Consider the following 24,588-nt stretch of genomic DNA (forward strand, 5'->3'; position numbering starts at 1 on the left):
CTACGCCAGGCGCCAGTTACAGACCCAGCAAGTCCGCGAACCAATCGGTCGCCGCAGCACCACCGGCACCGCCGTCATCGAGGTCATTGATCACCGGCAAGTCGACACCGGCCAGCGGCGGGGTCACCGGCACCGCACCCTTGCCATCCCAACCCGAACCCAACAACGCACCAACGGTCTGGCCCAGGCCCAGCATCGCCCCGAGCGGGCCGACCGCATTGCTGCCGATGTTCAGGGCGCCGATCACCGGGGCACCGGTGAGCTCGATGCCGACACTGTTGAGGATCGAGCCACCCACCGCGGGCGTCTCGGCCACCACCTCACCATTGGCGCCGAGCACCTGATAGGGGTCGATAGCCACATGACCGGCCGTCAGCCACCCACCGAACGCGATGTCCAAATGGCCGATCCCCATACCGTCCGGCAGGAAGTCGCCGGCGGCCTCGTTGATCATCGGCAGCAGGCTGTCCAAGTTGAGGGTCGCACCATTGAGCGAAGCCCCGAACACGTTAGCCAGGGTGTCACCGAAGTTGTCGCCTTCCGTGATGCTGTTGAGCAAGCCCACCCACGGCGCGATCCACGGCCCCAACGAACCCATGATCAGTCCACTCAACGGCGAGGACAGGAAGTGGATGATCGGGACCATCTCCGCGGGGAACATCCCCCCCATCAGCGACGACAACGGACCGGCGAACAGGTCATACCAGCCCAACGCAAAGGTCGAGGAGTCACCGGCCGCCAGAGTGTGGCTCATGACGATCTCGAGGGTTTCCTGACTGGGGTTACTCAAGGTGTACCCGGTCAGCAGTCCGTCAAGGTTATGCCGGAGCTGCTCGGTCACCGCCGTGATGTTCGCCGGGTCATCCAGCAACTGCTGCAAGTAACCACTCTGATTGGCAACGAACTGCTGAAACGCAATCCCCGGCGCCAAATAGTAGTTGTTCAACATCTGCGTCAGGTTCTGCGAGGCCGCGTTGAACACCTCATCCCACGCGCTACTGGCGGTCAACGCCACATCACGCACTGCACCGATCTGCGGCAACGGCGTAACCACCGGCGTGGCCGCGATCAGACCAGCACCCGCGATCGCGACACCAATGGTGGCGTAGGGACGGATTGTTGCGCGCAAGGGATATCTCCTCAAGGTTGTGGCGACTGTCAGGGGTGGATTTGGTACTGCTTGGCACGCGATAGGGAGGTGAGGCTAACCATAGACATCTCTCAGGCAGCGCACGGTTTTCTTAACGCCGGCCGCACGACGAGATGCGAATGCAACGCAATAACAGGACATCTCGGTCGGCACGCCTTAAAGCTAACCGTCATTTTTCTGTGAAGTTAGGACGTTCTTCCGCAGGTTTGGATTATCGTCGGCGCCATGGTTCCCACAGCCCGCTTGGTGCGGCAACGCGCCGGGGTACAGGTCTACGAGTATCCGACCGACCCACATCTGCCGCCGGTGGTGGTGGCCCGGGTTGGCCAGGAACGGCTGTCCCAACACGGCCAGATCCATAACTTCCCGGCGCTGTGGTGCGACCGGGCGACCGGGGTGGTCTACGTGGTCGCGATGGGCGCCACCGTCGGTCCGGAGGCGGTGGAATGCGCCGATGATGGCATCGCGGTGTTCTTCGACCCGGTCGCGGTCGGCGACGACGGCACGTCGCCCTGGCTTTCCTGGCGATCACATCCCCTGCTGCGCCTTTTCCTGCATGAGCACGAGGACGGCCTGCTGCGCATCGAACTGCCAGTTGCTGATCATCCGGCGATCTTCAAAATCCTCGACGCGATGAAAACCGAACTCGCGCAACGCCAGGACGGTGACCGCGAAGCGGTGTCGGCGCTGCTGACCCTGCTGCTGGTCAAGCTCACCCGACTCGCCACCAAGACCATCGACGGCCTGCGCCACGAAGACGAACCGCTGCTGGCTGAGGTGTTCGCAACCATCGACCGGCGCTTCACCGAACCGCTTTCGCTACGCGAGGTCGCACGCGAGGTCTCCGTATCGGCCGGGCATCTGACCACCGTCGTGCGCCGCCGCACCGGACGCACCGTACTGGAGTGGATCACCCAACGCCGCATGGGCGAAGCCCGCCGCCTGCTGACCGACACCCGACTGCCGATCACCGAAATCGGCCAGCGGGTCGGACTTCCCGACGCGGCCTACTTCACCCGGCAGTTCCGCCAAACACACGGCATTTCACCCAGCCAATGGCGAAAATCGCCCCCACCGCCTCTCTGACGGTTGGTGACGTCACTCAGCTGACGGTGTGGGCGGAGCGCACCGCCTGCTCGCACACCGCGCGCAGCGCGTCCTCGCCTCCTGGCTCGCTCTGGCACCCGATGCCGATGCGCACCGCACGGTCGACCAGCACCGCCCAGTCCACCTGATGGCCGTTGCGAATCTCCCGATAGGTCACGGCGGGCCGTCCCGCGCGGGTGCCGACCGGGTTGAAATCGATGAATACCCCAGGCGTTTCGGCGTCAGCGCGTTGCAGGGCCTGCCGCAGCGGCTCTGCGACAGCGGTCTGGGTATCGCCGGCGGCAGGTGCCTGAGTCACATGCAGCACCAGCTGCGGGTCGGTGGGCGAAACCACCTCCACCCGAGCCGATCCCGGCCCGGCAGTCACCCGCCTGGTCGCCCACCCCTGCGGAACCTGCACCGCTACACGGCTTTCCACGAGGTACGTCGTCCCAGGATGTTCGGGGTTCGGAGCGATATCGGGGCGCACCACCAGGGCCAGCGCGAGCACCCCGCCGACCACGCCGGCCGGGGCCAGCCGCAGCCGGCGACCGACGGGCGCCGGATCGGCGACCGACGTATCGACCGTGCGGCGGAGCGGCGGCAGCTGATCGATCACCGTCGCCCGCACCCCGGGCCGCAGCCGCTCCTCGATCATCGTCGAGAGCTCCGGGGCCCCACCGACCCCGACCGGTACGTCGATCACGACAGCGCCGGGACGTTCCCACACCGCCGCACGTATCCGGCGCGCCACCGCGTCGGCGACCTCGTCGGGGGAACCGATACGTGGCTCGGCGAACATGTCAGCGCTATCGGCGCCCGCGACGGCCACCAGGCCAGCGGCGATCTCCACAACCACCGCGGCACCCAGCACCGTCGCTCGCGATCGGGTGACCACCTCGCCGGTCAGCACTCGCGCCGCCGCGGCGAGCAGCTGCACCCTGCGGACCGGCCACCACGACGGATGGATGAGCTCGACCGATTCAACGGGCAACGAGCAGGTCAGCGCCTGGCGCAAGAGCTCGGGCACCGCGACCGGTTGCCCATCGACCAGACCGACCGGGTCATCGATCCAATCCAGCGCCGCTGCGGCGTCGGCCGATTCAGCACCGCCGCAACACAGTCGGCGAATGATTGCGGGGCCGGCCTCGATCACCGCCCGATGCCCGAGGCTCACGGTTCCCAAGCCACCTGGATGAGGCGCTCGCCGTCGGCGCGGGTGATCAGGGTGCCGCGCCCGGGCGGGAGGGTTGCCGGTCGAACCGAACTCAGCGGGCCGTCCGGGGCGGCCCCGCTCATCATCAGCCTCATCGCGCCCAGATCGGCCAGCGCGGTCAGCATCGGCTCGTACATCGACCGGGCCGCTCCCCCGCTGCGGCAGGCCACCATCAGGTGCAGCCCGAGATCGGCGGCATGTGGCAGGTATTCCAGCAGCGGTGTCAGCGGATTGCCACTGGCGGCGGCCACCAGGTCGTGGTCATCAACCACCACATACAGCTGCGGCCCGGACCACCAAGACCCGGCGCGCAGTTGCTGCGCGCCGACGTCGGCGCCCGGCATCCGCTCGGCCAGCTGGTCGATCAGGCTCGGCAGCAGCGCTGTCAGCGCGGGCCGAGACATCGCGTAGCCGGCCAGATGTCCGGTCGGTACAACGTCCAGCAGGCCCCGCCGATAGTCGACCACCCATAGCTGAGCCTGCCCGGCGGGCTGTGCCCGCACCAGCTCGCGGCAGAGCGTTCGCAGCACGGAGGTCTTGCCGCATTCGCTGTCGCCCAGGATGAGCAGGTGCGGTTGGCGGCCGAAATCGATTGCCACAACCTCAAGTCCGCGTTCATCGATCCCCAGAACAGGCGGGCCAGCGGCGGCGGCTAGCTCGGCCCGGTCGACGACGGTCGGCAGCAGCCGGATCGGTGGCGCGACGGCACCGTCGGGGTGCCGCATCGGTGCCCAGCCCTGCGGGCGGGCCAGCAGCATGTGCATGCCGTCATGGGTCAGGCCGCGTCCGGGCCGGCCCTGCGGCACCCGCTGAGCCTGCCGTCGGTCCACTTCGGATTCGGCCGGATCCCCCAACCTCAGCTCGATGCGGGTGCCGATCAGGTCACGCAACGCGGGCCGCACCTCGGCCCACCGCGATGCAGCCAGCATCACGTGCACCCGAAAGGACAGGCCGCGGGCGGCCAGCGCGACGATCCTGGCCTCCAGTTCGAATTCGCGGCACAGGGCGGCCCATCCGTCGATCACCAGGAAGATGTCCGGGACCGGGCCTTCGACGTCCGCAATACGGCCGGCCCGCTGGGCTTCGCGCCGCGCCAGGATTGCCTCCATCTCGGCGACCACCCGCCGAACCAGGTCCGGTTCCCCAACGCCGGCGACCGTCCCGACGTGCGGCAGGCTTCGAATCGCCGAGAGCGCCCCACCACCGAAGTCCAAGCAGTAGAACGCGATTCGCGTCGCGTCGTGGGTGGCACACAGGGCGGCGATCAGGGTGTGCAGCCCGGTCGACTTGCCCGATTGCGGGGCGCCCACCACCGCGACGTGTCCGGCGGCGCCATCCAACCGGATCGACAAGGTGGTGCGACGCTGGTCGAAGGGCCGATCGACGACGCCGGCCGGGACCGTCAGATCGCCGTGGTCGGCGTCGAGCAGGGATCCCAGAGCTGGGGAATCTCCCAGCGGCGCCAGCCATATCTGCCGTGCCGCCGGACCGCGCCCACCCAATCGCGCCAGCATTGTCTGCAGCACGGTGCGCCCGGCCGGATCACCCCCTTCCAAGGCGGGGCCCAGCGGCGCTGCGGTGAACGGGCGTACCGCGACGGAAGCCGATCGGGCACGCGGGTACATCCCGGAGACGTAGGCCGTCTGGAATCGCCGTACCGCGCCGTCGGCGGTCCGCAAGAACCCGACTCCGGGGGTGTTGGGTAATTCGTAGGCGTCGCTGGTTCCCAGCACGAGCCGGGATTCGGCGGCCGACATCGTCTTAAGGCACACCCGGTAGGACAGATGCGATTCCAGGCCGCGAAGCCGGCCCTCCTCTAGGCGCTGGCTGGCCAATAGCAGATGCATTCCCAGTGATCGGCCCAGCCGGCCGATGGCGACGAAAGTGTCGAGGAGATCGGGATGCTGGTGCAGCAGTTCGGAGAACTCGTCGACGATGATCAGCAGTGTCGGCAGGGGCGGTAGCTGCGGCTGCGCGGTCCGCGCCTGCCGATATGCGGCGATGCCGAAGGCCCCGACGGTGCGAAGGAGTTGCTGACGCCGGTGCATCTCGCCGGCCAGCGCATCGCGCATCCGCCCCACCAGCGGTGCCTCGTCGGCCAGATTTGTGATCACCGCACAAACATGGTTGGGCTGCTCGAAGCCGAGAAATGTTGCGCCACCTTTGAAGTCCACCAGCACCAGATTCAGGTCCTCGGGCGAATGCCGGGCCGTCAGGCCCAGCACCAGGGTGCGCAAGAACTCCGATTTGCCCGAGCCGGTGGCACCGACACACAGTCCGTGCGGCCCGCTGCCCCGCTCGGCGGCCTCTTTGATGTCCAGCCACACCGGGTCTCCGCTCGCGTCGGTGCCGATCGGGACGCACAATTGCTGTGCCGCGGCGCCTGCCCATTGGGTCGGCGGGTCGAAGCGGTCGATGTCGCCGATGCCCAGCAGGTGCGCCCACCCCTGGCCACTGCCGGAGCCGACGGGCCGGTGTGCGGCCAGGCGCCGCGCGCACACCGTCGCGTCGGCGAGGGCCAGAAAGTCCGGCCGTCCGACGTGGCGATCGGAGTCGCTTAGCGCCGTCGCGGTCACGTGCAACCGGCGAGCATCGCCTCGCGCACCTGCCTCGGCCACCCGCAGACCGCTGGCATCGTCGATGATCACCACCGCCCGCCGGCCGGCCAGGCTGGTTTCGGCGGTCATCAGGTCGGGGTAGGTCAGCCGCAGCGGACCGCCGGCGTCGAAAGCCGATGGATGCTGGTGGTGCGGTAGCCATTTCAGCCAATCCCAGTGATGCCGACCTGCGACGGCCGCGATCAGCACCGCGTCGGGGCCGTGCAGGACCGCGAGCTGGCAGATCAGCGCACGCACCAGACCCCGCGCCCGCTCCATGTCGCCGTCGAGCAGCAGCGGCGCCGGGCCCAGCACCGTCAGCTCGACCGGCACCTCGGCTATGGCTGCGTGGGCCTCGAGGAAACGGCGCAGCGCGGTATCGGTGACCGGATCGACCTGCCGCGCCGGATCCCGCGACGGTGCCACCAGGCGAGTGGCCGGGATGGCCGACCCGATCCCCCACCGCACCGAACCGAACGCGGGGTCGCCGGGTCCGCGCTCCCACATTCGGGGCCCACCGGCCAGCGCCCACAATGCGTCCGGTTCCGGATGCGACCACACCGCAAACGCGTACTGGGCCGCAGCACGGCCGGCCACAAACTCACGCAACCCGCCGAGATAGGCCAGGTAGCTGTCGCGGATGTCGTCAATGCCGCTGCCACGTCCCCGGTTTCGTCCGGCGAGTACGGCTGCCACCGCCGATATGAGCATCATCAGCGGGAACAGGGCGAACAGCGGGCTACGTGCGGCCGGAGTTCCCGAGCGGTAGGCGGCGGCGGTCACGACAAGCATCCCCACCGCCACGACGGCCGGTAGCAACCGGGTCAGCATCATCCGAGACTCGGGGTCGGGCACCGATGGCGGTGCGGCGACAGCGATTTCACCCCGCGACGGCGGCGCGGGCGAGATCGCGGTCAACACGGGACCGGTCATCGGCACACCGTAGACAGCACCAATTACACCGGCAAGTCAGCTGTGGATAGCCGAAAACCTCTCCCCTGCCGGGACAGTAGCGTGCGGCCAACGACGCCGAAAGGAGAACACGACGTGTCGACTTCGGATTCCGGCATGTACCGGGTCGCCATACACGCCGACACCGCGCGCGCCGATCTGACGCTCCCCTCCGGGGTCCCGGTGGCGGCCCTGATCGCGGCTGTCGCAGATCTGATACCGCACCGGGCCGGCCCGGAATCACTGCGCCCCTATCGGCTGGCCGAGCCGGGCAGGGCTGCCCTCGATGGGACGAAAACCCTTTCTCAACAAGGTATCCGAGATGGATCGATCCTGCTGCTGACCCACGCCGAATACCGGGCTCCGCAGGTGCTGTTCGACGATCCGGCAGAACAGGTGGCGGCCGCGGTGCGGACGAAGGAGCGGCCCTGGGATCCGCCGGCGCGCCGGCTCAGTGCCGCGCTGGCGGCGTCCGCGCTGGCCGGTGTTGCCGGCTTCGTGGCGATTCCCGGCGGTCCCGGATCCCCGAACGCGCTGCTGGCGGCCGCGGCGGCAGGGACGGTCGCCCTGATGAGCGTCCCGCCGAGCGGCTGCAGCGCGCCGGTACGCACGACGTTGTGCTGCCTGGCCGGGCTGGCGGTACTGGCCGCGGTCGCGGGAATGGCCGCCGCGGTGACCGGGATTGCGCCGACGCCGGTGGGTGCCGTGGCGGCTGCCGCCGGAGTCGGCATGATCCGCATTGCCGGCCGGATGGTGTCCGCGGCCACCGGGCTCGCTCGCCGGGAAGCGCAGGTGGGCGCGGCGCACGATCTGCTGACGGGGTTGGTGGCGGGTGCCGCGGCGCTGGTGACCCTGGGCGCCGCCGCGGTGGTCGCCGGGACACCGGCTTCCGGGGCGCCCCGGCTGGTCGGCGCGGTGTTCGCGGCGACGGCCGGTGTGGCGCTGACGCTGCGGGCCCGCTCGCACACCGATGGCGTGCAGATCGCGGCGCTGATTGCCGGCGGTACCGCCACGCTGGGAATCGCCCTACTCGGGGCGGCGCGCAACACGGCGGCGCAATGGCCGGTGGCGGCAGCCGTGCTGCTGGTCGCGGTGGTGCTCGGCCTCGGCTTCGCCGCGCCCGGCGTGTCCCCGCTGATCGGGCGTGGCGCTGAAGTCATCGAGGGCCTGGCTCTCGGGTCGCTGGCGCCACTGACCTGCTGGCTGTGCGGGTTGTACAGCGTCGCCCGCGGACTGAGTCTGGGCTGACCCATGCGGTGGACCCGGATCTCCCGGTTGGCGGCGGTCGCCGTGATCGCAGCGACACCGTGCGCACCGCCTGCGAACGCGGTCGCGCCGCCCCCGGTCGACCACACCCGATTGCCCGCACCGGCGCCCGCCGCTCCGGCACACCGCAGCGTCCAGCGCAGGGTATGCACGGTGGGCTCGCTGGGCCCGGGTGGCGCGCCGACCCAGCTCGACGGGCTGGACCTGGCCGCGGCGTGGGCGCTCACCCGCGGGGCCGGCCAGCGGGTTGCGGTGATCGACACCGGCGTTGCGGCGCACCGGCGACTGCCGGGCCTGATTGGCGGCGGCGACTACGTGTCCACCGGCGACGGCACCCGCGACTGCGATGGGCATGGCACCGTGGTCGCCGGAATCATCGCGGCTGCACCGGATCCCGCGGCCGACCGGTTCAGCGGGGTGGCACCGTTGGCCACCGTGATCGGCATTCGCGCATCCAGCGCCAAGTTCGCCGTCCACGGTGATGGCCCCGGAATCGGCGATGTCGACACCCTGGCCAAGGCGGTGCGCACCGCGGCCGACCTGGGCGCGTCGGTGATCAACATCTCCGCGGTGGCCTGCCGACCCGCGAGCTCCGGCCTCGACGACCGCGCGCTGGGCGCCGCCCTGGCGTATGCGGTCGAGATCAAGAACAGCGTCGTCGTCGCGGCGGCGGGCAACACCGACGAAGGCTGCGCCGCCGAGCGACCCATGATCGTCAGCCCGGCCTGGTACGACGACTATGTGCTGACCGTCGGGTCGGTGGATGCCCGCGGCACTGCCTCGGCGTTCACCCTGCCCGGCCCATGGGTCGACGTGGCCGCTCCCGGCGAGGCGGTGCTGTCGTTGAGCAACATCGGCGATGCGATGGCCGACACCGCCAATGGATCGGCGCTGCGCGGCACCAGTTTCGCCGCGCCGGTGGTCAGCGGTCTGGCCGCGCTGATCCGCTCGCGGTTCCCACAGTGGACGCCGCGGCAGGTGATGGACCGGATCAGGGACACCGCACACCACCCACCGGGCGGGCGTGATGACGCCGTCGGTGCCGGCGTGGTGGACCCGTTGGCGGCGCTCACCTTTGACGTGCCCACCTCCCGCGAACAGCCCCGGCCTGCCGCACCTGTGCCCCATCCCGCCTCGGCCTCAGAACCCGCTGCCGAAGCCGCGCCCGCCGGGCTGCACACCGCGATCTTCGGCACGGCTGTCCTCCTGGCGCTGCTCCTGGCAGCCGTCACCGCCCGGGCGGTCACGGGCCGGAAACCACGTCGCGGCCCAGCAGCGCTTGATCCCGGCTGAGCCGGGGGCCGGCCGGTAAACCGGCCAGCATCGCCCACGGCACCCCGGCGGCCGTCGCGGGCAGCCCCAGCCTGCGCGCGGCATCGTCGTCGTCGATGGTGAACCGCACCCCGCCGTCGGCGATGAGATATCCCGCGCCCCCGGCGTGGCCGGAACTGTCGACCGCGCGCACGTAGGCACTGTGTCCCGGCGGAAGGTAGACGCCGTCCAGGGCAGGGCCCGGCCCGTCCGCTTGAGCCAGCACGCTCGGCGCCGCCCCCGCCGGCAGGCCCACCCCACCCGACAGGGTGACCCCGCCCGGATCATCCGCGCGCCAGTGCACGCACAGCGCCACCGGGGCCAAGCCCACCCTGAAGCCCATCCCGCGGTGGTCTGCCGGGTCCGACGGCGCTTCGGGGATCGCGTTCAGCAGCAACGCCGAGACACGTCTCGATACGGCGGACTCCAACACCGGGTCGGCAGGATCGACCGCAAGCCGACGTCCGTCGCGCAGCAGATACGGTGCCCCGGACTCGGAGCGGACCGCAATCGCCTGCTGCGGGTCGAGGCGGTCGGATGACGGCGGGTCGGCCCCGACGATGAGGGTGGTGCCGGCCGAGTCCTCGCACAGCGACCAGGTCTGGGAGTCCGGCAGTGCCGATCCGAGTACGCCGGGCGCACCCGGGATGCCCACCAGCGGCCCGCGCCGGGCCCGGCCGACCGCGCTGCCGTCTACCGGTCGCGGGTCGGCTGCACCGGTGATCAGCCGAGCCGACGCGAGGTTGTAGACCGGATGCACCGTGTCGCCGATCCGGACATACAGGGCCCCGGTCGCGCGATCCAGCACGATGGGCGCGTCACCCAGGACCGGCTGCGGCCATAGGACGGCCAGCACCATCGCGCCCGCGGCGATGACCATGCTGAGCAGCCACCCCAGGCCCAAGGCGGCCCGGCCCGGGACGCGGCCGCCCGTCACCTGCCCACACCGCAGCGCCCGTTCCATCCGGCGGGCCACAAAGCGGTGCGCGCTGAGCTGCAGCTGCGTCGTCGATCGCTCGGCCATCTCGGCCACCCACTCCCGTCATCGGTGTTCTGGCGACGCTAACCGCGAGACCGACGCACCGGTGTCCGGCCGTCCACAGGCCCGTCGGTATCGAATTTCGGTTTCGGTACCATCTCGGGTATGCGTTTTGTTCAGCTGAGCAGCATTTTCTCCGCAACATTGATGGCCGGCGCACTGCTGGCGCTCCCGGCGGTCGCGCCGAGCGTCGCCCCGGTGGCGTCCGCCTACGACTGCCCGGACGTCGAGGTCATCTTCGCCCGCGGCACCAGCGAACCGCGCGGCGTGGGCCGGGTGGGGCGGGCATTCATCGACTCGCTGCGCCAGCAGACCTCCAAGAAGGTCGACGAGTACGGGGTCGACTACCCCGCCGGCCGCCTACAGCTGGGCGGCGGCGACGGCGCCAACGACGTGATCAAGCGGGTCAAGGCGGCCGCCGACGTCTGCCCGAACACCGATCTGGTGCTGGGCGGCTACTCGCAGGGCGCCTCGGTCATCGACATCGTCACCGGTACTCAGGTCGGCGGTATCACCTGGGGCAACCAGTTGCCCGCGGACCTTGCCGACCAGGTGGTGGCCGTCGCCACGTTCGGCAACCCCGCCGACCGCACGGGCGGGCCGATCAGCCAGCAGAGCGTCCTGTTCGGTTCCAAGGCCATCGACCTGTGCAACCCGGGTGACCCGATCTGCCATGAAGGCCCCGGGAACGAGTGGAGCGATCACACCGACGGCTACATCCCGGCCCTGACCAGCCAGGCCGCCAACTTCGTGGCCGGCCGGCTGCGAGCCGCGGGTCCGGCACCGACGCTGGCGCCGTGATGCGGCCCACCCCGGTTTAGTTAGCTGATCAAGGCTTATTTTCGCTACTATCGTTCACCATGAAGGCATTCCGGATCCTGGCGGCAGGGGCCGCTGCCGCAGCGCTGCTGATGGACCCCAGCGCGTCATCGATGCCGACAGCCTCGGCTGACGGTTGCCCCGACGTCGAGGTGGTGTTCGCCCGCGGCACCAGCGAGCCACCGGGCCTGGGCCGGGTCGGCGACGGCCTGGTCAACGCCCTGCGGAACCAGACGTCCCGATCGGTCGGCGCCTACGCGGTCAACTACCCGGCCAGCTACGACTTCGGCCGGGCAGCCGACGGCGCCAACGACGCCAGCGGGCACATCATGTGGATGGTGGAGAACTGCCCCGGAACCCGCCTGGTCCTCGGTGGCTACTCGCAGGGCGCGGCGATCATCGACATCGTGGCGGCGGCACCGGTGCCCGGCTTCGGTTTCACCGCCCCGCTGCCGCCCGAGGCCGCCGATCACGTTGCGGCGATCGCGGTGTTCGGCAACCCGTCGACCAAGATCGGGCAGCCGCTGACCAACAGTCCGGCCTACGGCTTCAAGACCATCGACTTGTGCACCGATGGCGACCCGATCTGCTCCCCCGGGCGCATCTTCTCCGCGCACTCCGGCTACACACCCGGCATGACCAATCAGGCCGCCTCGTTCGTCGCCGGCCTGCTGTAGCCCATCTCCCGCGAGGGAGCGTGTTTGTACGCCGACACGCCGCCAAAGCTGTACAACCGTGCACGCTCGCGCCCGGGAAGACCTAGCGCGTGCGCAGATCCCTGGTGATGAGGGTGCGCGCCCCCAGCTGATCGTCCGGCGGGTAGTCGACGCCGACCAGCGTCAGCCCACGGGCGGGCGCGGCGGTGAAGTCACTGGATCGGCGCTGCGCGTTCAGCAGATCGGCGCACCACGCGGCATCGCGCCGGTGCTCACCAACCGCCAGCACCGCCCCGACCAGCGAGCGCACCATCGACCAGCAGAACGCGTCGGCGCTGACGTGGGCGGTGACCAGATCACCGTCCCGGACCCAGTCCAGGCGCTGCAGGTCGCGAATGGTGGTGGCACCCTCGCGATGCCGGCAGAAAGCCGCGAAGTCATGCAGCCCCACCAGGTGTCGGGAGGCCTCGGCCATCGCGTCGACGTCCAGCGGGCGAGACCACGCGGTGATGTAGCGGGCCTCCTGGGGCACCACACCGTAGGGCGCGGTCGACAATCGGTAGGCGTAATGGCGCCGCAGCGCCGAGAACCGGGCGTCGAATTCGGCGACCGTGCGCTGCACCCGCAACACCCGCACGTCGATCGGCAGGAAACGCGCCAATCGCCGTGTCAGTGCTAAGAATTCCGGCTCACCGTCACGCCGAGTCCGCGAATAGGCATGTTGGAGCGCCGAATTCGGAACATCGATGTGGGCCACCTGTCCGGTGGCGTGCACGCCGGTGTCGGTGCGCCCCGCCGCGAACAACCGCACCGGAGTGCGGAACACGGTCGTCAGAGCCTCGTCGAGGACTCCGGCGACCGTGCGCTGGCCCGCCTGAACCGCCCAGCCGGCGAATTCCGTGCCGTCGTAGGCGATGTCGAGCCGAAGCCGGACGGCTTCGGCCACGCCGTCAGGACTCGTCGGTACCCTCAACGGCCTCGGTGGCTTCAGCGGCCTCGGTCTCCTCGGCGGCCGGCTCTTCGACCTTCTCCTCGGCCTCGACCTTGGCGGGCTTCTCGGCCTTAGCAGCCTTCTCTGCCTTGGCCGCGGCGCGACGAGCGCGGTCGGCCTCCGAGGTCACGGTCTTCTCCCGAACCAGCTCGATCACGGCCATCGGGGCGTTGTCACCCTGACGCGGCTCGACCTTGATGATGCGGGTGTAGCCACCGTTGCGGTCCGCGAAGTGCGGGGCGATCTCGGCGAACAGCGAGTGCACCACGTCCTTGTCACGGATCTTCTTGAGCACCTCACGCCGGTTGTGCAGCGTGCCCTTCTTGGCGTGCGTGATCAGCTTCTCGGCGTACGGCCGCAGTGCCCGCGCCTTCGGCTCGGTCGTCTTGATCCGGCCGTGAGTGAACAGCGACGTGGCCAGGTTGGCCAGCAGCGCCTTCTGGTGCGAGGACGATCCGCCGAGGCGGGGGCCCTTGGTGGGCTTGGGCATTGCGACTTCTCCTAAATGGGGCCGGCCCCCGTATCAGGTAGGGCCGGGACGGCTCTCTTTTCGAGAGGTTGGGCGTTACAGCTGTTCGGTTTCGGCGTAGTCCTGCTCGTCATATCCGGCGTCGGCCGACCAGGTGCCGGTGGCAACGTCGTAACCCGCCACCTGCGACGGGTCGAAGCTGGCCGGGCTGTCCTTGAGCGACAGGCCGAGCTGGTGCAGCTTGACCTTGACCTCGTCGATGGACTTCTGACCGAAGTTACGGATGTCGAGCAGGTCGGACTCCGTGCGAGCGACCAACTCCCCGACCGTGTGCACTCCCTCGCGCTTGAGGCAGTTGTAGGACCGCACGGTCAGGTCCAGGTCGTCGATCGGCAGGGCGAACGACGCGATGTGGTCCGCTTCGGCCGGCGACGGACCGATCTCGATGCCCTCGGCCTCCACGTTGAGCTCGCGTGCCAGACCGAACAGTTCAACCAGGGTCTTACCGGCCGAGGCCAGCGCGTCCCGGGGGCTGATGGAGTTCTTGGTCTCCACGTCCAGCACCAGCTTGTCGAAGTCGGTGCGCTGCTCGACACGGGTGGCCTCGACCTTGTAGGTCACCTTGAGCACCGGCGAGTAGATCGAGTCCACCGGGATGCGGCCGATCTCGGCGCCCGACACCTTGTTCTGCACGGCCGGAACGTAACCGCGGCCGCGCTCGACGATCAGCTCGACCTCGAGCTTGCCCTTGTCGTTCAGGGTGGCGATGTGCATGTCGGGGTTGTGCACCGTCACGCCCGCCGGCGGGACGATGTCACCGGCGGTGACCGCACCGGGTCCCTGCTTGCGCAGGTACATGGTGACCGGCTCGTCCTCCTCGGACGAGACCACCAGGCCCTTGAGGTTCAGGATGATGTCGGTGACATCCTCCTTGACGCCCGGGACCGTGGTGAACTCGTGCAGCACACCGTCGATGCGGATGCTGGTGACCGCCGCGCCGGGGATCGACGACAGCAGGGTGCGACGAAGCGAGTTGCCCAGGGTGTAGCCGAATCCCGGCTCCAGCGGTTCGATGACGAACTGCGACCGGTTGTCGGCCACGACCTCTTCGGACAGGGTCGGACGCTGTGAGATCAGCATGGTGTTCTTTTCTCCTTCTGGCACCCGCTATTTGATGCCGCTCGGTTGTCTCGCGGCGATCCGCTTCGCCCGGCTACGCCGCGCTCGCGATCCCCGCGGGGGACTCGGGGTCGGAACCCCGAGTTGTCTTACTTCGAGTAGAACTCGACGATCAGCTGCTCGGTGAGCGGAACGACGATCTGCGCGCGCTCGGGCAACTGGTGGACCAGGATGCGCTGACGCTCCCCGACCACCTGCAGCCAACCCGGGATCGGGCGGTCGCCCGCGACCTCACGCGAGATCTGGAACGGCACCGTGTTGATCGACTTGTCCTTGACGTCGATGATGTCGTACTGCGACACCTGGTAGCTGGGCACATCGACCTTCACACCGTTGACGGTGAAGTGGCCGTGGCTGACCAGCTGGCGGGCCATCCGACGAGTGCGGGCCAGGCCGGCGCGGTAAACCACGTTGTCCAGCCGGCTCTCCAGGATGCGCAGCAGTTCCTCGCCGGTCTTGCCGCCGCGACGGACGGCTTCCTCGTAGTAGCGACGGAACTGCTTCTCCATCACGCCGTAGGTGAAGCGAGCCTTCTGCTTCTCCTGCAGCTGCAGTCGGTATTCGCTTTCCTTGACCCGGGCGCGGCCGTGCTGGCCGGGCGGGTAGGGCCGCTTCTCGAATGCCTGGTCGCCGCCGATGAGGTCGACGCCCAGACGGCGGGACTTGCGGGTGGCGGGTCCGGTGTAACGAGCCATGTTGTTTCAGTCCTCCTAGACCCGACGCCGCTTGGGCGGACGGCAGCCGTTGTGCGGCTGCGGGGTGACATCGGAAATCGCGCCGACCTCGAGGCCGGCGGCCTGCAGCGAGCGGATCGCGGTCTCGCGGCCCGAACCCGGACCCTTCACGAACACGTCGACCTTCTTCACGCCGTGCTCCTGCGCCTTGCGGGCAGCGTTCTCGGCGGCCAGCTGCGCGGCGAACGGGGTGGACTTACGCGAGCCCTTGAAGCCCACGTGGCCCGACGACGCCCATGCGATCACGTTGCCCTGCGGGTCGGTGATCGTCACGATCGTGTTGTTGAAGGTGCTCTTGATGTGAGCGGCACCATGCGGGATGTTCTTCTTTTCCCGCCGGCGGGTCTTCTGACCCTTCTTCGGGCCGGTCGCTTTCTTCGGTGGCATGACGATTACCTGGCCTTCTTCTTACCGGCGATGGTGCGCTTCGGACCCTTACGGGTGCGCGCGTTGGTCTTGGTCCGCTGGCCGCGCACCGGCAGACCGCGACGGTGCCGCAGACCCTGGTAGCAGCCGATCTCAATCTTGCGACGGATGTCCGCCTGCACCTCGCGGCGCAGATCGCCCTCAACCTTCAGGTTGCGCTCGATGTAGTCACGCAACTGGGTGAGCTGGTCGTCGGTCAGGTCCTTGCTGCGCTGGTCCTTGTCGATACCGGTCGCAGCCAGGATTTCGTTGGAGCGAGTACGGCCGATGCCGTAAATGTAGGTCAGCGCGATCTCCATGCGCTTATCGCGCGGCAGGTCGACGCCCACAAGTCGAGCCATGTGTGGCATTCCTCTTTCGTAGCGGAGGTTATGGTCCCAGCCCGTTCCCGGCTAAAAGCTCCGGGGCCCGGCCTCCGATCCGGGCGTGTGTGAGCGGCCTATCCGCTCACTGGTACTGGGAGGTCTGCATTCAGTTGTGGCTGGTGCCCGGCTACGCCGGGCCGGCGACTGCTAGCCCTGGCGCTGCTTGTGGCGCGGGTCCGAGCAGATCACCATGACCCGGCCGTGCCGACGGATCACCCTGCACTTGTCGCAGATCGGCTTGACGCTGGGGTTCACCTTCACGGCTGCTGTGGTCCTGTTCTAATCGCTGGTTGACGTACTTCGGGCGGTCGGGAGCTACTTGTACCGGTAGACGATGCGTCCCCGGGACAGGTCATAGGGAGACAACTCCACGACCACCCGGTCTTCCGGCAGGATACGGATGTAGTGCTGCCGCATCTTGCCGCTGATGTGGGCGAGCACCTTGTGACCGTTCTCCAGCTCAATGCGAAACATCGCATTGGGCAGGGGCTCGACCACTCGACCCTCGACCTCGATTGCACCGTCTTTTTTGGCCATTACTCTCCGGCGATCCTCCGTGTCTGACTTACTTGTCGCGTATGCATGCGCCCGCCACGGCGCAGCATCGACTACGACTTCAAAACGTGGGCCGGTGACAGGAAATTCCAGGTAGAACCCCAAGAATCTCAGACTGGACACGCAAGAGTCGACGCGGACGCCGCACCGTCGACCTACGATACCCGCATCCGCCTCCCACGCCAAAAGCGCCGGGTTCATGCGGCGGCCCCAGCCTCACCTCTCCTGCGTCGAGCCTCGCTAAACCGCGGGGTTCATGCGGCGGCCCCAGCTTCACCTCTCCTGCGTCGAGCCTCGCTAAACCGCCGGGTTCACGCACGCCCGCGACATGCGAGGATGACCCTGACAAGCGGTGAAGTGGCGGCGCTCGATCTGCAGGAGGCGTGGTGACGGCTGTTTACCTGGCGGCATTCGCCGTCGGCGCGATCGCCCTGCTCACCGCCTTGCTACTGACCGATATCGGGCACGACGGGATGCCGTTCCTGAGCTTGACCGGAATGTCCGCCGCCCTGGTCGGAACGGGTGCCGGCGGACTGGTGGGGACGTGGGCCGGGTTCAGTGCCCTGCCCGCGGGTGCGTTGGGACTCGGCACGGGAGTCACGCTGGCGCTCATCCTGCACGGCGTGGTGCTGCCCTACCTGCGGCGACAGGAATCCAATTCCCAGCACGGACGGTCGGCCTACGTCGGCCTGTTGGGCACAGTGACGATCGACGTGCCGCCCGGCGGGTGGGGTGAGATCGCCTTCGTCGACCCCGACGGCAACCGGGTCCGGTCCCGGGCGATCAGCCCGGAGCCGCAGACTCTCGCCAAAGCCACCCGCGTCTACATCGCCGATGTCGACGCCGATTACCTGCACGTCGTCGCAGTACCCGCTCAGTAACCCAGCTGGAGAGGCAGTAATCGTGTCGCTTGTCTTGATCGTGGTCATCAGCACCGTCGCCGCACTGCTGTTGCTGGTCGTGTTGCCGATGATCTACGTCCAGAACTACATCAAGGTCCCGCCGAACGAGGTCGCGGTGTTCACCGGGCGCGGTCAGCCGAAGGTGGTGCGCGGCGGGGCCAGGTTCCGGATGCCGGGCATCGAGCGGGTCGACATCATGTCGTTGGAGCCGTTCAACGTCAGCATCAACCTGCAGAACGCGCTGTCCAACAACGGGGTGCCGGTCAACGTGGAAGCCGTCGGCCTGGTCCGGATCGGCTCGGCCGACGATGCCGTGCAGACCGCGGTACAGCGCTTCCTGACCTCGGACCTCGACGATCTGCAGCGCCAGATCAATGACATCCTCGCCGGGAGCCTGCGTGGCATCACCGCGACGATGACCGTCGAGGACCTCAACTCCAACCGCGACACGCTGGCCCGCAGCGTGGTCGAGGAAGCCGGCACCGACCTGTCCCGCATCGGCATGGAAGTCGACGTGCTCAAGATCGCCGGCATCTCCGACCGCAACGGCTATCTCGAATCGCTGGGTCAACGCCGCATCGCCGAGGTGAAACGGGACGCCACGGTCGGGACCGCCGAGGCCGAGCGGGACGCCCAGATCCAGTCCGCCAAGGCCCGTCAGGCGGGGGCGGTCGCCCAGGCCGAAGCCGACACGGCGATCGCCACCGCCAATCAGAAGCGCGACGTCGAGCTGGCCCGGCTGCGTGCCCAGACCGAGGCCGAGAACGCCCAAGCCGACCAAGCCGGTCCGCTGGCGCACGCCCGCGCCGAGAAGGACGTCGGAATCGCCGTCGAGCAGGCCGAGGCCGCCCGGGTGCAGGCCCGCATTGAGGTGGAGCAGCGTCGCGCCGAGCAGGCCCAGGCCGCGCTGCAGGCCGATGTGATCGCCCCCGCCGAGGCGCAGCGGCAGGCCGATGTGGCCCGTGCCGAGGGGCAGCGCCAGGCCGCGATCCTGGCCGCGCAGGCCCAGGCGGAGGCGGCCCGACAAGCCGGCGAGGCCCAAGCCGACGCTCGCAAGGCGGCCGCCGACGCGCTGCGGGTGGAACGCCAGGCCGAGGCCGACGGCGCCAAGGCGAGCCTGGTCGCCGAGGCCGAGGGCACCAAGGCCAAGCTGCTTGCCGAAGCCGAGGGCAAGAAGGAGATCGCCAACGCCCTCAACAGCTACAGCGCGGAGGCGGCCCGAATGCTGATGCTCCCCGACGTGTTGGCCTCGGTGGTGGCCGCCACCCAGGCTGCGGCCGCGCCGCTGTCGGACATCGAGCGACTGTCGATCGTCGGCGGCGCCGGCGATGCGCATGATGCGATCGGCGGTCTGCTGGGTATCAGTCCGTTGGGCATTGCCAAGGTGCTGGAGACGCTGAAGGCGTCCGGGGTGGACGTGGCGGCGATGCTGCGCCCAAAGGCCGCCGAACCCCCACCGGTCGACAACTCGTATCCGCTGCCCACCGAGTAACCGCGACGAGCGAGGAGTCACGATGTCGGACACGTTCGCACTCAAGCCCGACCTGGGCCGCTACGCGGTGTGGACCTTCGGATCCCCCACCCCTGAGCAGGCCGCCGAGATCGAACGCCTGGGCTACGGCGCGATCTGGGTGGGCGGCTCGCCGGCCGCCGACCTGGCGTTCGTCGAGCCGCTGCTGGCCGCGACATCGACCCTTCAGGTGGCCACCGGGATCGTCAACATCTGGTCGGCGCCGGCCGAGCAGGTCGCCGAGTCCTACCACCGCATCGAATCGGCCTACCCGGATCGGTTCCTGCTCGGCATCGGTGTCGGTCACTCCGAGGCCACCGCCGAGTACCGCAGCCCGTATGCCGCCCTGACCGACTATCTGGATGCCCTCGATGAGGCCGGGGTGCCCACCAGCCGCCGGGTGCTGGCAGCGCTGGGCCCCAAGGTGCTGCAGTTGGCGGCGCAGCGAAGCGCCGGGGCGCACCCCTACCTGACCACTCCCGAGCACACCGCCAGCGCACGCGAGCTGGTCGGCCCGTCGGTGTTTCTGGCCCCCGAGCACAAAGTCGTGCTGTCCACAGATGCCGCCGCCGCCCGCGAGGCCGGACGCGAGGCGGTCGGCTTCTACCTGCGGCTGTCCAACTACGTCAACAATTGGCGCCGGCTGGGCTTTTCCGACCGCGATGTGCGCGCGCCGGGCAGCGACCGGTTGATCGATGCGGTGGTGGCCCACGGCACCGCCGGCCAGATCGCCGCCCGGCTGGGCGAGCATTTGGAGGCCGGCGCGGATCAGGTGACCATCCAGGTGCTGGGCGGATGGCAGAACCTGCTGCCGACACTGACGGAGCTGGCCGGGCCGCTCGGGTTGACGCCGCGGGACTGAACGCGAGCGGGAACCTCACGACGCGACACGCAGACGCGGCGTCGTGGTTTTCCCGCTGGCAGCCACGACACCACTCGCCCCACCGTTAGGGTTGCCCCATGCATCTGCTGGTCACCGGTGGCGCCGGGTTCATCGGCGCCAACTTCGTGCACAGCACGCTCGCGCAGCGCCCCGGCACCACGATCACCGTGCTGGACGCGTTGACCTACGCCGGCAGCCGCGAGTCCCTCGACCACGTCGCTGATCGGATCCGGCTGGTGCAGGGCGACATCACCGATGCCGCGCTGGTCACCGAGCTGGTCGCCGAGCTGGATCCCGCAACCGACGCGGTGGTGCACTTCGCCGCCGAAACCCACGTGGACAACGCGCTGGCCGACCCCGAGCCGTTCCTGCGATCCAACGTGATCGGCACCTTCGCCGTGCTGGAAGCGGTGCGCGCCCAGGGGGTACGGCTGCACCACATCTCCACTGATGAGGTCTATGGGGACTTGGCCCTCGACGATCCGCGCCGGTTCACCGAGACGACGCCCTATCGCCCGTCCAGCCCGTATTCGTCGACCAAGGCCGCCGCCGATCTCCTGGTGCACTCCTGGGTGCGCTCCTATGGGGTGCGGGCGACCATCTCGAACTGCTCCAACAACTATGGGCCGTACCAGCACGTGGAGAAGTTCATCCCACGCCAGATCACCAACCTGCTCACCGGGCGCCGGGCCAAGCTCTACGGCAGCGGCGCCAACGTCCGCGACTGGATTCACGTCGACGACCACAACAGCGCCGTCTGGCAGATCATGACCGGCGGCCATATCGGCCGCACCTACCTGATCGGCGCCGATGGGGAGCGCGACAACCGCAGCGTGCTGCAGACCATCCTGCGGCTGATGGACCACGACCCCGACGACTTCGACCACGTCTCCGACCGGCCCGGTCACGACCTGCGCTACGCGATCGACCCGTCGGCGTTGCGTGACGAACTGGACTGGAAGCCCGAGCACACCGACTTCGATGCCGGCCTGCGCGAGACCATCGCCTGGTACCGCGCCAACGAATCCTGGTGGGCCCCGCTCAAAGAGTCCTCCGAGGCCCGCTACGCGGCGCTGGGACGCTGACGTGGACGCGCGCGAACTGACCATCCCGGGTGCGTGGGAGCTCACTCCGACCCAGCACACCGATACCCGCGGCACGTTCTTCGAATGGTTCACCGACCGCGAGTTCACCGCGTTCGCCGGGCACCGTTTCGACCTGCGCCAGGCCAACTGCTCGGTATCGAGCGCCGGGGTGCTGCGCGGCCTGCACTTCGCCCAGCTGCCGCCTGGGCAGGCCAAATACGTCACCTGCGTGTCGGGCTCGGTCTTCGACGTCGTCGTCGACATCCGGGTCGGCTCCCCCACCTACGGCCGCTGGGATGCGGTGCTGCTGGACGCCCGGGACCGCCGGTCGGTGTATCTCGCCGCCGGACTGGCGCATGGATTCGTTGCGCTACAAGATAATTCGACGGTGATGTATCTGTGCTCCGCTGAATACGATCCCCAGCGCGAGCACACCATCTGTGCCACCGACCCCGCGATCGGGATCGACTGGCCCGACGATCACCCGTTGGTGCTCTCGCACCGCGATGCGGATGCCCCGACGCTGGCGCAGGTCCGCGCCGCCGGGCTTCTCCCCGACTGGGAGCCGAGCTAGAACCCCTCCACCCCGCCGACTGTGCGGATTGGTAGGCCCAACGGCGACAAACCCCACAAATCCGCACACTCGAGGATCACACCCCCTCGCATTTACTAGGATGTCCTAGTAATCTGGCGATCATGACCCGCCAGATTCCGCACTTCATCGATGGCCGCCGCAACGCCGGCACCTCGCAGCGCAGCACGGACGTCTTCGACCCCAACACCGGCGAGGTGCAAGCCACCCTGCCGCTGGCCAACACCGCCGACGTCGACGCCGCGGTCACCTCCGCGGCAGCGGCCCAGCGCGGTTGGGCCGCCTACAACCCGCAGCGCCGGGCCCGAGTGATGATGCGCTTCATCGACCTGGTCAACACCCATGTCGACGAGCTGGCCGAACTGCTCTCCCGCGAGCACGGCAAGACCCTCGAAGACGCCCGCGGCGACATCCAGCGCGGCATCGAGGTGATCGAGTTCTGCGTCGGCATTCCGCACCTGCTCAAGGGCGAGCACACCGAGGGTGCCGGCCCCGGCATCGACGTGTTCTCGCTGCGCCAGCCGCTGGGCGTGGTCGCCGGGATCACCCCATTCAACTTCCCGGCGATGATCCCGCTGTGGCAGGCCGGACCGGCCCTGGCATGCGGAAACGCGTTCATCCTCAAGCCGTCCGAACGTGACCCGTCGGTGCCGGTGCGGCTCGCCGAGCTGTTCTGTGAGGCCGGGCTGCCGCCGGGCGTACTGCAGGTGGTGCACGGCGACAAGGAGGCCGTCGACGCGCTGCTGCACCACCCGGGAGTCGCCGCCATCGGCTTCGTCGGCAGCTCCGACATCGCGCAGTACATCTACTCGACGGCCACGGCCAACGGCAAACGCGCCCAGTGCTTCGGCGGGGCCAAGAACCACATGATCGTGATGCCTGACGCCGACCTGGACCAGGCCGTCGACGCGCTGATCGGCGCCGGCTACGGCAGTGCCGGCGAGCGCTGCATGGCGATCTCGGTGGCGGTGCCGGTCGGCGAGCAGACCGCCGAGCGGCTGCGGTCGCGACTCGTGGAGCGGATCAACAACCTGCGGGTCGGCCACAGCCTGGACCCCAAGGCCGACTACGGCCCGCTGGTCACCCGGGCCGCTCTGGACCGGGTCAACGACTACATCGGCCAAGGCGTCGCCGCCGGCGCCGAGCTGGTGATCGACGGTCGCGAACGGGCCAGCGACGACACCGTGTTCGGGGACGCCGACTTGACCGGCGGCTTCTTCGCCGGCCCCACGTTGTTCGACCGCGTCGGCACCGACATGTCGATCTACACCGAGGAGATCTTCGGCCCGGTGCTGTGCATCGTCCGGGCCCACGACTACGAAGAGGCCCTGCGGCTGCCGAGCGAGCACGAGTACGGCAACGGGGTGGCGATCTTCACCCGCGACGGCGACACCGCCCGCGACTTCACCTCCCGGGTGCAGGTCGGCATGGTCGGGGTGAACGTGCCGATCCCGGTGCCGGTGGCCTATCACACCTTCGGCGGCTGGAAGCGGTCCGGCTTCGGCGACCTCAACCAGCACGGGACGGCGTCGATCACCTTCTACACGAAGGTCAAGACCGTCACCCAGCGCTGGCCCTCGGGCATCAAGGACGGCGCTGAATTCCACATCCCCACAATGCAATAGGGCCGCTTTATGAACACGATCTTGGATGACGAAGAACGGGTGATCGTCGACACCGCGGCAGCGTTCGCCGACAAGCGACTGGCCCCCTTTGCCCTGGAATGGGATGCCACCCACCACTTTCCGGTCGACGTGATGCAGGAGGCGGCCCAGCTGGGGATGGCGGCGATCTACTGCCGCGACGACGTCGGCGGCTCCGGGCTGCGCCGCCTGGACGGGGTGCGGATCTTCGAGCAGCTCTCGATCGCCGACCCGGTGATCGCCGCCTATCTGTCGATCCACAACATGTGTGCCTGGATGATCGACAGCTATGGCACCGAAGACCAGCGCAAGAGCTGGGTGCCACAACTGGCGTCGATGGAGGTTGTGGCCAGCTACTGCCTCACCGAGCCCGGGGCGGGCTCAGATGCCAGTGCATTGAGCACGCGTGCGGTGCGCTCGGGCGACGACTACGTGCTCGATGGCGTCAAGCAGTTCATCTCCGGCGCCGGCGTCTCGGACGTCTACGTGGTGATGGCCCGAACCGGCAGTGACGGCCCCCGGGGAATCTCCACGTTCATCGTCGAAAAGGACACGCCGGGGCTGAGTTTCGGCGCCGCCGAGCAGAAGATGGGCTGGAACTCCCAGCCGACCGCGCAGGTGATCTTCGATGGCGTGCGGGTGCCGGCCGAGGCGATGCTCGGCGGTCCCGACGGGGAGGGCAACGGTTTCGCCATCGCGATGAACGGCCTCAACGGCGGCCGGATCAATATCGCCGCCTGCTCGATGGGCGGCGGCCAGGCAGCGTTCGACAAGACCGGCAGCTACCTGGCTGACCGGACGGCATTCGGCAAGTCGCTGCTGGACGAGCCGACGATCCGGTTCACCCTCGCCGACATGGCCACCGCGCTTCAGACCTCACGGCTGCTGTTGTGGCGCGCGGCGACCGCGCTCGACAACAACTCTCCCGACAAGGTGGAGCTGTGCGCGATGGCCAAGCGCTACGTCACCGACGCATGCTTCGACGTCGCCGACAAGGCGCTGCAGCTGCACGGAGGGTATGGATATCTGCGCGAATACGGTCTGGAGAAAATCGTCCGGGATCTTCGGGTGCACCGCATTCTGGAGGGCACCAACGAGATCATGCGGTTGGTGATCGGCCGGGCCGAGGCGGCCCGCGTCCGTTCCGGGCAGTAACCCCGCCA

General features: G+C 68.8%; 24 protein-coding genes. 12 read left to right on the forward strand and 12 right to left on the reverse strand.

Features of this window, described 5'->3' with window-relative positions; translation table 11 throughout:
• Window positions 1-16: 16 nt before the first annotated feature.
• Window positions 17-1,129: an outer membrane porin GjpA gene (gjpA, locus tag ACJH71_RS09140; RefSeq protein ID WP_406757708.1), complete on the reverse strand. Its 1,113-nt coding sequence runs from the start codon at window positions 1,127-1,129 to the stop codon at window positions 17-19.
• Window positions 1,130-1,375: 246 nt separating this feature from the next.
• Here gjpA and ACJH71_RS09145 point away from each other — a divergent pair, with 246 nt between their 5' ends.
• Window positions 1,376-2,236 (forward strand): helix-turn-helix transcriptional regulator, encoded by an 861-nt coding sequence (locus ACJH71_RS09145; protein ID WP_406757709.1) that lies wholly within the window; start codon window positions 1,376-1,378, stop codon window positions 2,234-2,236.
• Window positions 2,237-2,252: 16 nt separating this feature from the next.
• Here the strand turns inward: ACJH71_RS09145 and ACJH71_RS09150 are convergent, their stop codons facing one another.
• Window positions 2,253-3,413: a type VII secretion-associated protein gene (locus ACJH71_RS09150; protein ID WP_406757710.1), complete on the reverse strand. Its 1,161-nt coding sequence runs from the start codon at window positions 3,411-3,413 to the stop codon at window positions 2,253-2,255.
• The gene (gene eccCb / locus ACJH71_RS09155; protein ID WP_406757711.1) at window positions 3,410-6,982 is read right to left on the reverse strand and encodes a type VII secretion protein EccCb; all 3,573 of its coding nucleotides are present in this window, start codon (window positions 6,980-6,982) and stop codon (window positions 3,410-3,412) included. Before eccCb ends, ACJH71_RS09150 begins: the two co-directional genes overlap by 4 nt.
• Window positions 6,983-7,096: 114 nt before the next feature.
• Between eccCb and ACJH71_RS09160 the strand changes: the two genes are divergently transcribed.
• Both ACJH71_RS09160 and mycP read left to right on the forward strand, forming a co-directional pair.
• Entirely contained in the window at window positions 7,097-8,248 is a 1,152-nt protein-coding gene (locus tag ACJH71_RS09160) for an EsaB/YukD family protein (RefSeq protein WP_406757712.1), read from the forward strand.
• Window positions 8,249-8,251: 3 nt separating this feature from the next.
• Window positions 8,252-9,559 carry a type VII secretion-associated serine protease mycosin gene (mycP, locus tag ACJH71_RS09165; protein WP_406757713.1) on the forward strand — a complete coding sequence of 436 codons (1,308 nt, stop codon included), beginning with the start codon at window positions 8,252-8,254 and terminating at the stop codon, window positions 9,557-9,559.
• On the opposite strand, the gene eccB is transcribed toward mycP, so the two are convergent.
• Window positions 9,510-10,601, reverse strand: a complete 1,092-nt coding sequence (gene eccB / locus ACJH71_RS09170) for a type VII secretion protein EccB (RefSeq protein ID WP_406757714.1) — start codon at window positions 10,599-10,601, stop codon at window positions 9,510-9,512. The two genes, mycP and eccB, sit on opposite strands and share 50 nt — an antisense overlap.
• Window positions 10,602-10,721: 120 nt before the next feature.
• Between eccB and ACJH71_RS09175 the strand changes: the two genes are divergently transcribed.
• Both ACJH71_RS09175 and ACJH71_RS09180 read left to right on the forward strand, forming a co-directional pair.
• Complete coding sequence (locus tag ACJH71_RS09175) at window positions 10,722-11,417, forward strand: cutinase family protein (protein ID WP_406757715.1); 696 nt, start codon at window positions 10,722-10,724, stop codon at window positions 11,415-11,417.
• A gap of 59 nt (window positions 11,418-11,476) precedes the next feature.
• Window positions 11,477-12,112: a cutinase family protein gene (locus ACJH71_RS09180; protein ID WP_406757716.1), complete on the forward strand. Its 636-nt coding sequence runs from the start codon at window positions 11,477-11,479 to the stop codon at window positions 12,110-12,112.
• A gap of 82 nt (window positions 12,113-12,194) precedes the next feature.
• Here the strand turns inward: ACJH71_RS09180 and truA are convergent, their stop codons facing one another.
• The 8 genes from truA to infA form a co-directional block, all read right to left on the reverse strand.
• Window positions 12,195-13,082: a tRNA pseudouridine(38-40) synthase TruA gene (gene truA / locus ACJH71_RS09185; protein ID WP_406757923.1), complete on the reverse strand. Its 888-nt coding sequence runs from the start codon at window positions 13,080-13,082 to the stop codon at window positions 12,195-12,197.
• Complete coding sequence (gene rplQ, locus ACJH71_RS09190; RefSeq protein ID WP_406757717.1) at window positions 13,042-13,572, reverse strand: 50S ribosomal protein L17; 531 nt, start codon at window positions 13,570-13,572, stop codon at window positions 13,042-13,044. Before rplQ ends, truA begins: the two co-directional genes overlap by 41 nt.
• Window positions 13,573-13,647: 75 nt before the next feature.
• Entirely contained in the window at window positions 13,648-14,691 is a 1,044-nt protein-coding gene (locus ACJH71_RS09195; RefSeq protein ID WP_019738182.1) for a DNA-directed RNA polymerase subunit alpha, read from the reverse strand.
• 128 nt (window positions 14,692-14,819) lie between these two features.
• Window positions 14,820-15,425 carry a 30S ribosomal protein S4 gene (rpsD, locus tag ACJH71_RS09200; RefSeq protein WP_406757718.1) on the reverse strand — a complete coding sequence of 202 codons (606 nt, stop codon included), beginning with the start codon at window positions 15,423-15,425 and terminating at the stop codon, window positions 14,820-14,822.
• Between the two features lie 15 nt (window positions 15,426-15,440).
• The gene (gene rpsK, locus ACJH71_RS09205) at window positions 15,441-15,851 is read right to left on the reverse strand and encodes a 30S ribosomal protein S11 (protein WP_046189661.1); all 411 of its coding nucleotides are present in this window, start codon (window positions 15,849-15,851) and stop codon (window positions 15,441-15,443) included.
• A gap of 5 nt (window positions 15,852-15,856) precedes the next feature.
• On the reverse strand, window positions 15,857-16,231 hold the full coding sequence (gene rpsM, locus ACJH71_RS09210) for a 30S ribosomal protein S13 (RefSeq protein ID WP_024443769.1): 375 nt from the start codon (window positions 16,229-16,231) through the stop codon (window positions 15,857-15,859).
• 171 nt (window positions 16,232-16,402) lie between these two features.
• Window positions 16,403-16,516 carry a 50S ribosomal protein L36 gene (gene rpmJ, locus ACJH71_RS09215; protein WP_003879483.1) on the reverse strand — a complete coding sequence of 38 codons (114 nt, stop codon included), beginning with the start codon at window positions 16,514-16,516 and terminating at the stop codon, window positions 16,403-16,405.
• A gap of 54 nt (window positions 16,517-16,570) precedes the next feature.
• A complete protein-coding gene (infA, locus tag ACJH71_RS09220; protein WP_003418601.1) occupies window positions 16,571-16,792 on the reverse strand; it encodes a translation initiation factor IF-1 in 222 nt (73 codons plus the stop codon).
• 404 nt (window positions 16,793-17,196) lie between these two features.
• Here infA and ACJH71_RS09225 point away from each other — a divergent pair, with 404 nt between their 5' ends.
• The 7 genes from ACJH71_RS09225 (at window position 17,197) to ACJH71_RS09255 (ending at window position 24,580) form a co-directional block, all read left to right on the forward strand.
• Window positions 17,197-17,691 (forward strand): hypothetical protein, encoded by a 495-nt coding sequence (locus ACJH71_RS09225; RefSeq protein ID WP_406757719.1) that lies wholly within the window; start codon window positions 17,197-17,199, stop codon window positions 17,689-17,691.
• A 22-nt stretch (window positions 17,692-17,713) separates the two neighbouring features.
• Complete coding sequence (locus ACJH71_RS09230; RefSeq protein ID WP_406757720.1) at window positions 17,714-19,204, forward strand: flotillin family protein; 1,491 nt, start codon at window positions 17,714-17,716, stop codon at window positions 19,202-19,204.
• Between the two features lie 22 nt (window positions 19,205-19,226).
• Entirely contained in the window at window positions 19,227-20,084 is an 858-nt protein-coding gene (locus tag ACJH71_RS09235; RefSeq protein WP_406757721.1) for an LLM class F420-dependent oxidoreductase, read from the forward strand.
• 98 nt (window positions 20,085-20,182) lie between these two features.
• A complete protein-coding gene (rfbB, locus tag ACJH71_RS09240) occupies window positions 20,183-21,190 on the forward strand; it encodes a dTDP-glucose 4,6-dehydratase (protein ID WP_406757722.1) in 1,008 nt (335 codons plus the stop codon).
• A gap of 1 nt (window position 21,191) precedes the next feature.
• Window positions 21,192-21,764, forward strand: a complete 573-nt coding sequence (gene rfbC, locus ACJH71_RS09245) for a dTDP-4-dehydrorhamnose 3,5-epimerase (protein ID WP_406757723.1) — start codon at window positions 21,192-21,194, stop codon at window positions 21,762-21,764.
• 122 nt (window positions 21,765-21,886) lie between these two features.
• Window positions 21,887-23,407 carry a CoA-acylating methylmalonate-semialdehyde dehydrogenase gene (locus ACJH71_RS09250; RefSeq protein ID WP_406757724.1) on the forward strand — a complete coding sequence of 507 codons (1,521 nt, stop codon included), beginning with the start codon at window positions 21,887-21,889 and terminating at the stop codon, window positions 23,405-23,407.
• Between the two features lie 9 nt (window positions 23,408-23,416).
• Window positions 23,417-24,580 carry an isobutyryl-CoA dehydrogenase gene (locus ACJH71_RS09255; RefSeq protein ID WP_406757725.1) on the forward strand — a complete coding sequence of 388 codons (1,164 nt, stop codon included), beginning with the start codon at window positions 23,417-23,419 and terminating at the stop codon, window positions 24,578-24,580.
• Window positions 24,581-24,588: the final 8 nt, after the last annotated feature.

The sequence above is a fragment of the Mycobacterium sp. SMC-15 genome, assembly GCF_045310925.1.
GTDB lineage: Bacteria > Actinomycetota > Actinomycetes > Mycobacteriales > Mycobacteriaceae > Mycobacterium.

Excerpts from the sequence above, each read along its gene's own strand:
- ACJH71_RS09145 (WP_406757709.1), top strand. The coding sequence starts at position 1,376 with ATGGTTCCCACAGCCCGCTTGGTGCGGCAACGCGCCGGGGTACAGGTC.
- eccCb (WP_406757711.1), bottom strand. The coding sequence starts at position 6,982 with ATGACCGGTCCCGTGTTGACCGCGATCTCGCCCGCGCCGCCGTCGCGG.
- mycP (WP_406757713.1), top strand. The coding sequence starts at position 8,252 with ATGCGGTGGACCCGGATCTCCCGGTTGGCGGCGGTCGCCGTGATCGCA.
- eccB (WP_406757714.1), bottom strand. The coding sequence starts at position 10,601 with ATGGCCGAGCGATCGACGACGCAGCTGCAGCTCAGCGCGCACCGCTTT.
- ACJH71_RS09175 (WP_406757715.1), top strand. The coding sequence starts at position 10,722 with ATGCGTTTTGTTCAGCTGAGCAGCATTTTCTCCGCAACATTGATGGCC.
- ACJH71_RS09180 (WP_406757716.1), top strand. The coding sequence starts at position 11,477 with ATGAAGGCATTCCGGATCCTGGCGGCAGGGGCCGCTGCCGCAGCGCTG.
- rplQ (WP_406757717.1), bottom strand. The coding sequence starts at position 13,572 with ATGCCCAAGCCCACCAAGGGCCCCCGCCTCGGCGGATCGTCCTCGCAC.
- ACJH71_RS09195 (WP_019738182.1), bottom strand. The coding sequence starts at position 14,691 with ATGCTGATCTCACAGCGTCCGACCCTGTCCGAAGAGGTCGTGGCCGAC.
- rpsD (WP_406757718.1), bottom strand. The coding sequence starts at position 15,425 with ATGGCTCGTTACACCGGACCCGCCACCCGCAAGTCCCGCCGTCTGGGC.
- rpsK (WP_046189661.1), bottom strand. The coding sequence starts at position 15,851 with ATGCCACCGAAGAAAGCGACCGGCCCGAAGAAGGGTCAGAAGACCCGC.
- rpsM (WP_024443769.1), bottom strand. The coding sequence starts at position 16,231 with ATGGCTCGACTTGTGGGCGTCGACCTGCCGCGCGATAAGCGCATGGAG.
- infA (WP_003418601.1), bottom strand. The coding sequence starts at position 16,792 with ATGGCCAAAAAAGACGGTGCAATCGAGGTCGAGGGTCGAGTGGTCGAG.
- ACJH71_RS09235 (WP_406757721.1), top strand. The coding sequence starts at position 19,227 with ATGTCGGACACGTTCGCACTCAAGCCCGACCTGGGCCGCTACGCGGTG.
- rfbB (WP_406757722.1), top strand. The coding sequence starts at position 20,183 with ATGCATCTGCTGGTCACCGGTGGCGCCGGGTTCATCGGCGCCAACTTC.
- ACJH71_RS09250 (WP_406757724.1), top strand. The coding sequence starts at position 21,887 with ATGACCCGCCAGATTCCGCACTTCATCGATGGCCGCCGCAACGCCGGC.
- ACJH71_RS09255 (WP_406757725.1), top strand. The coding sequence starts at position 23,417 with ATGAACACGATCTTGGATGACGAAGAACGGGTGATCGTCGACACCGCG.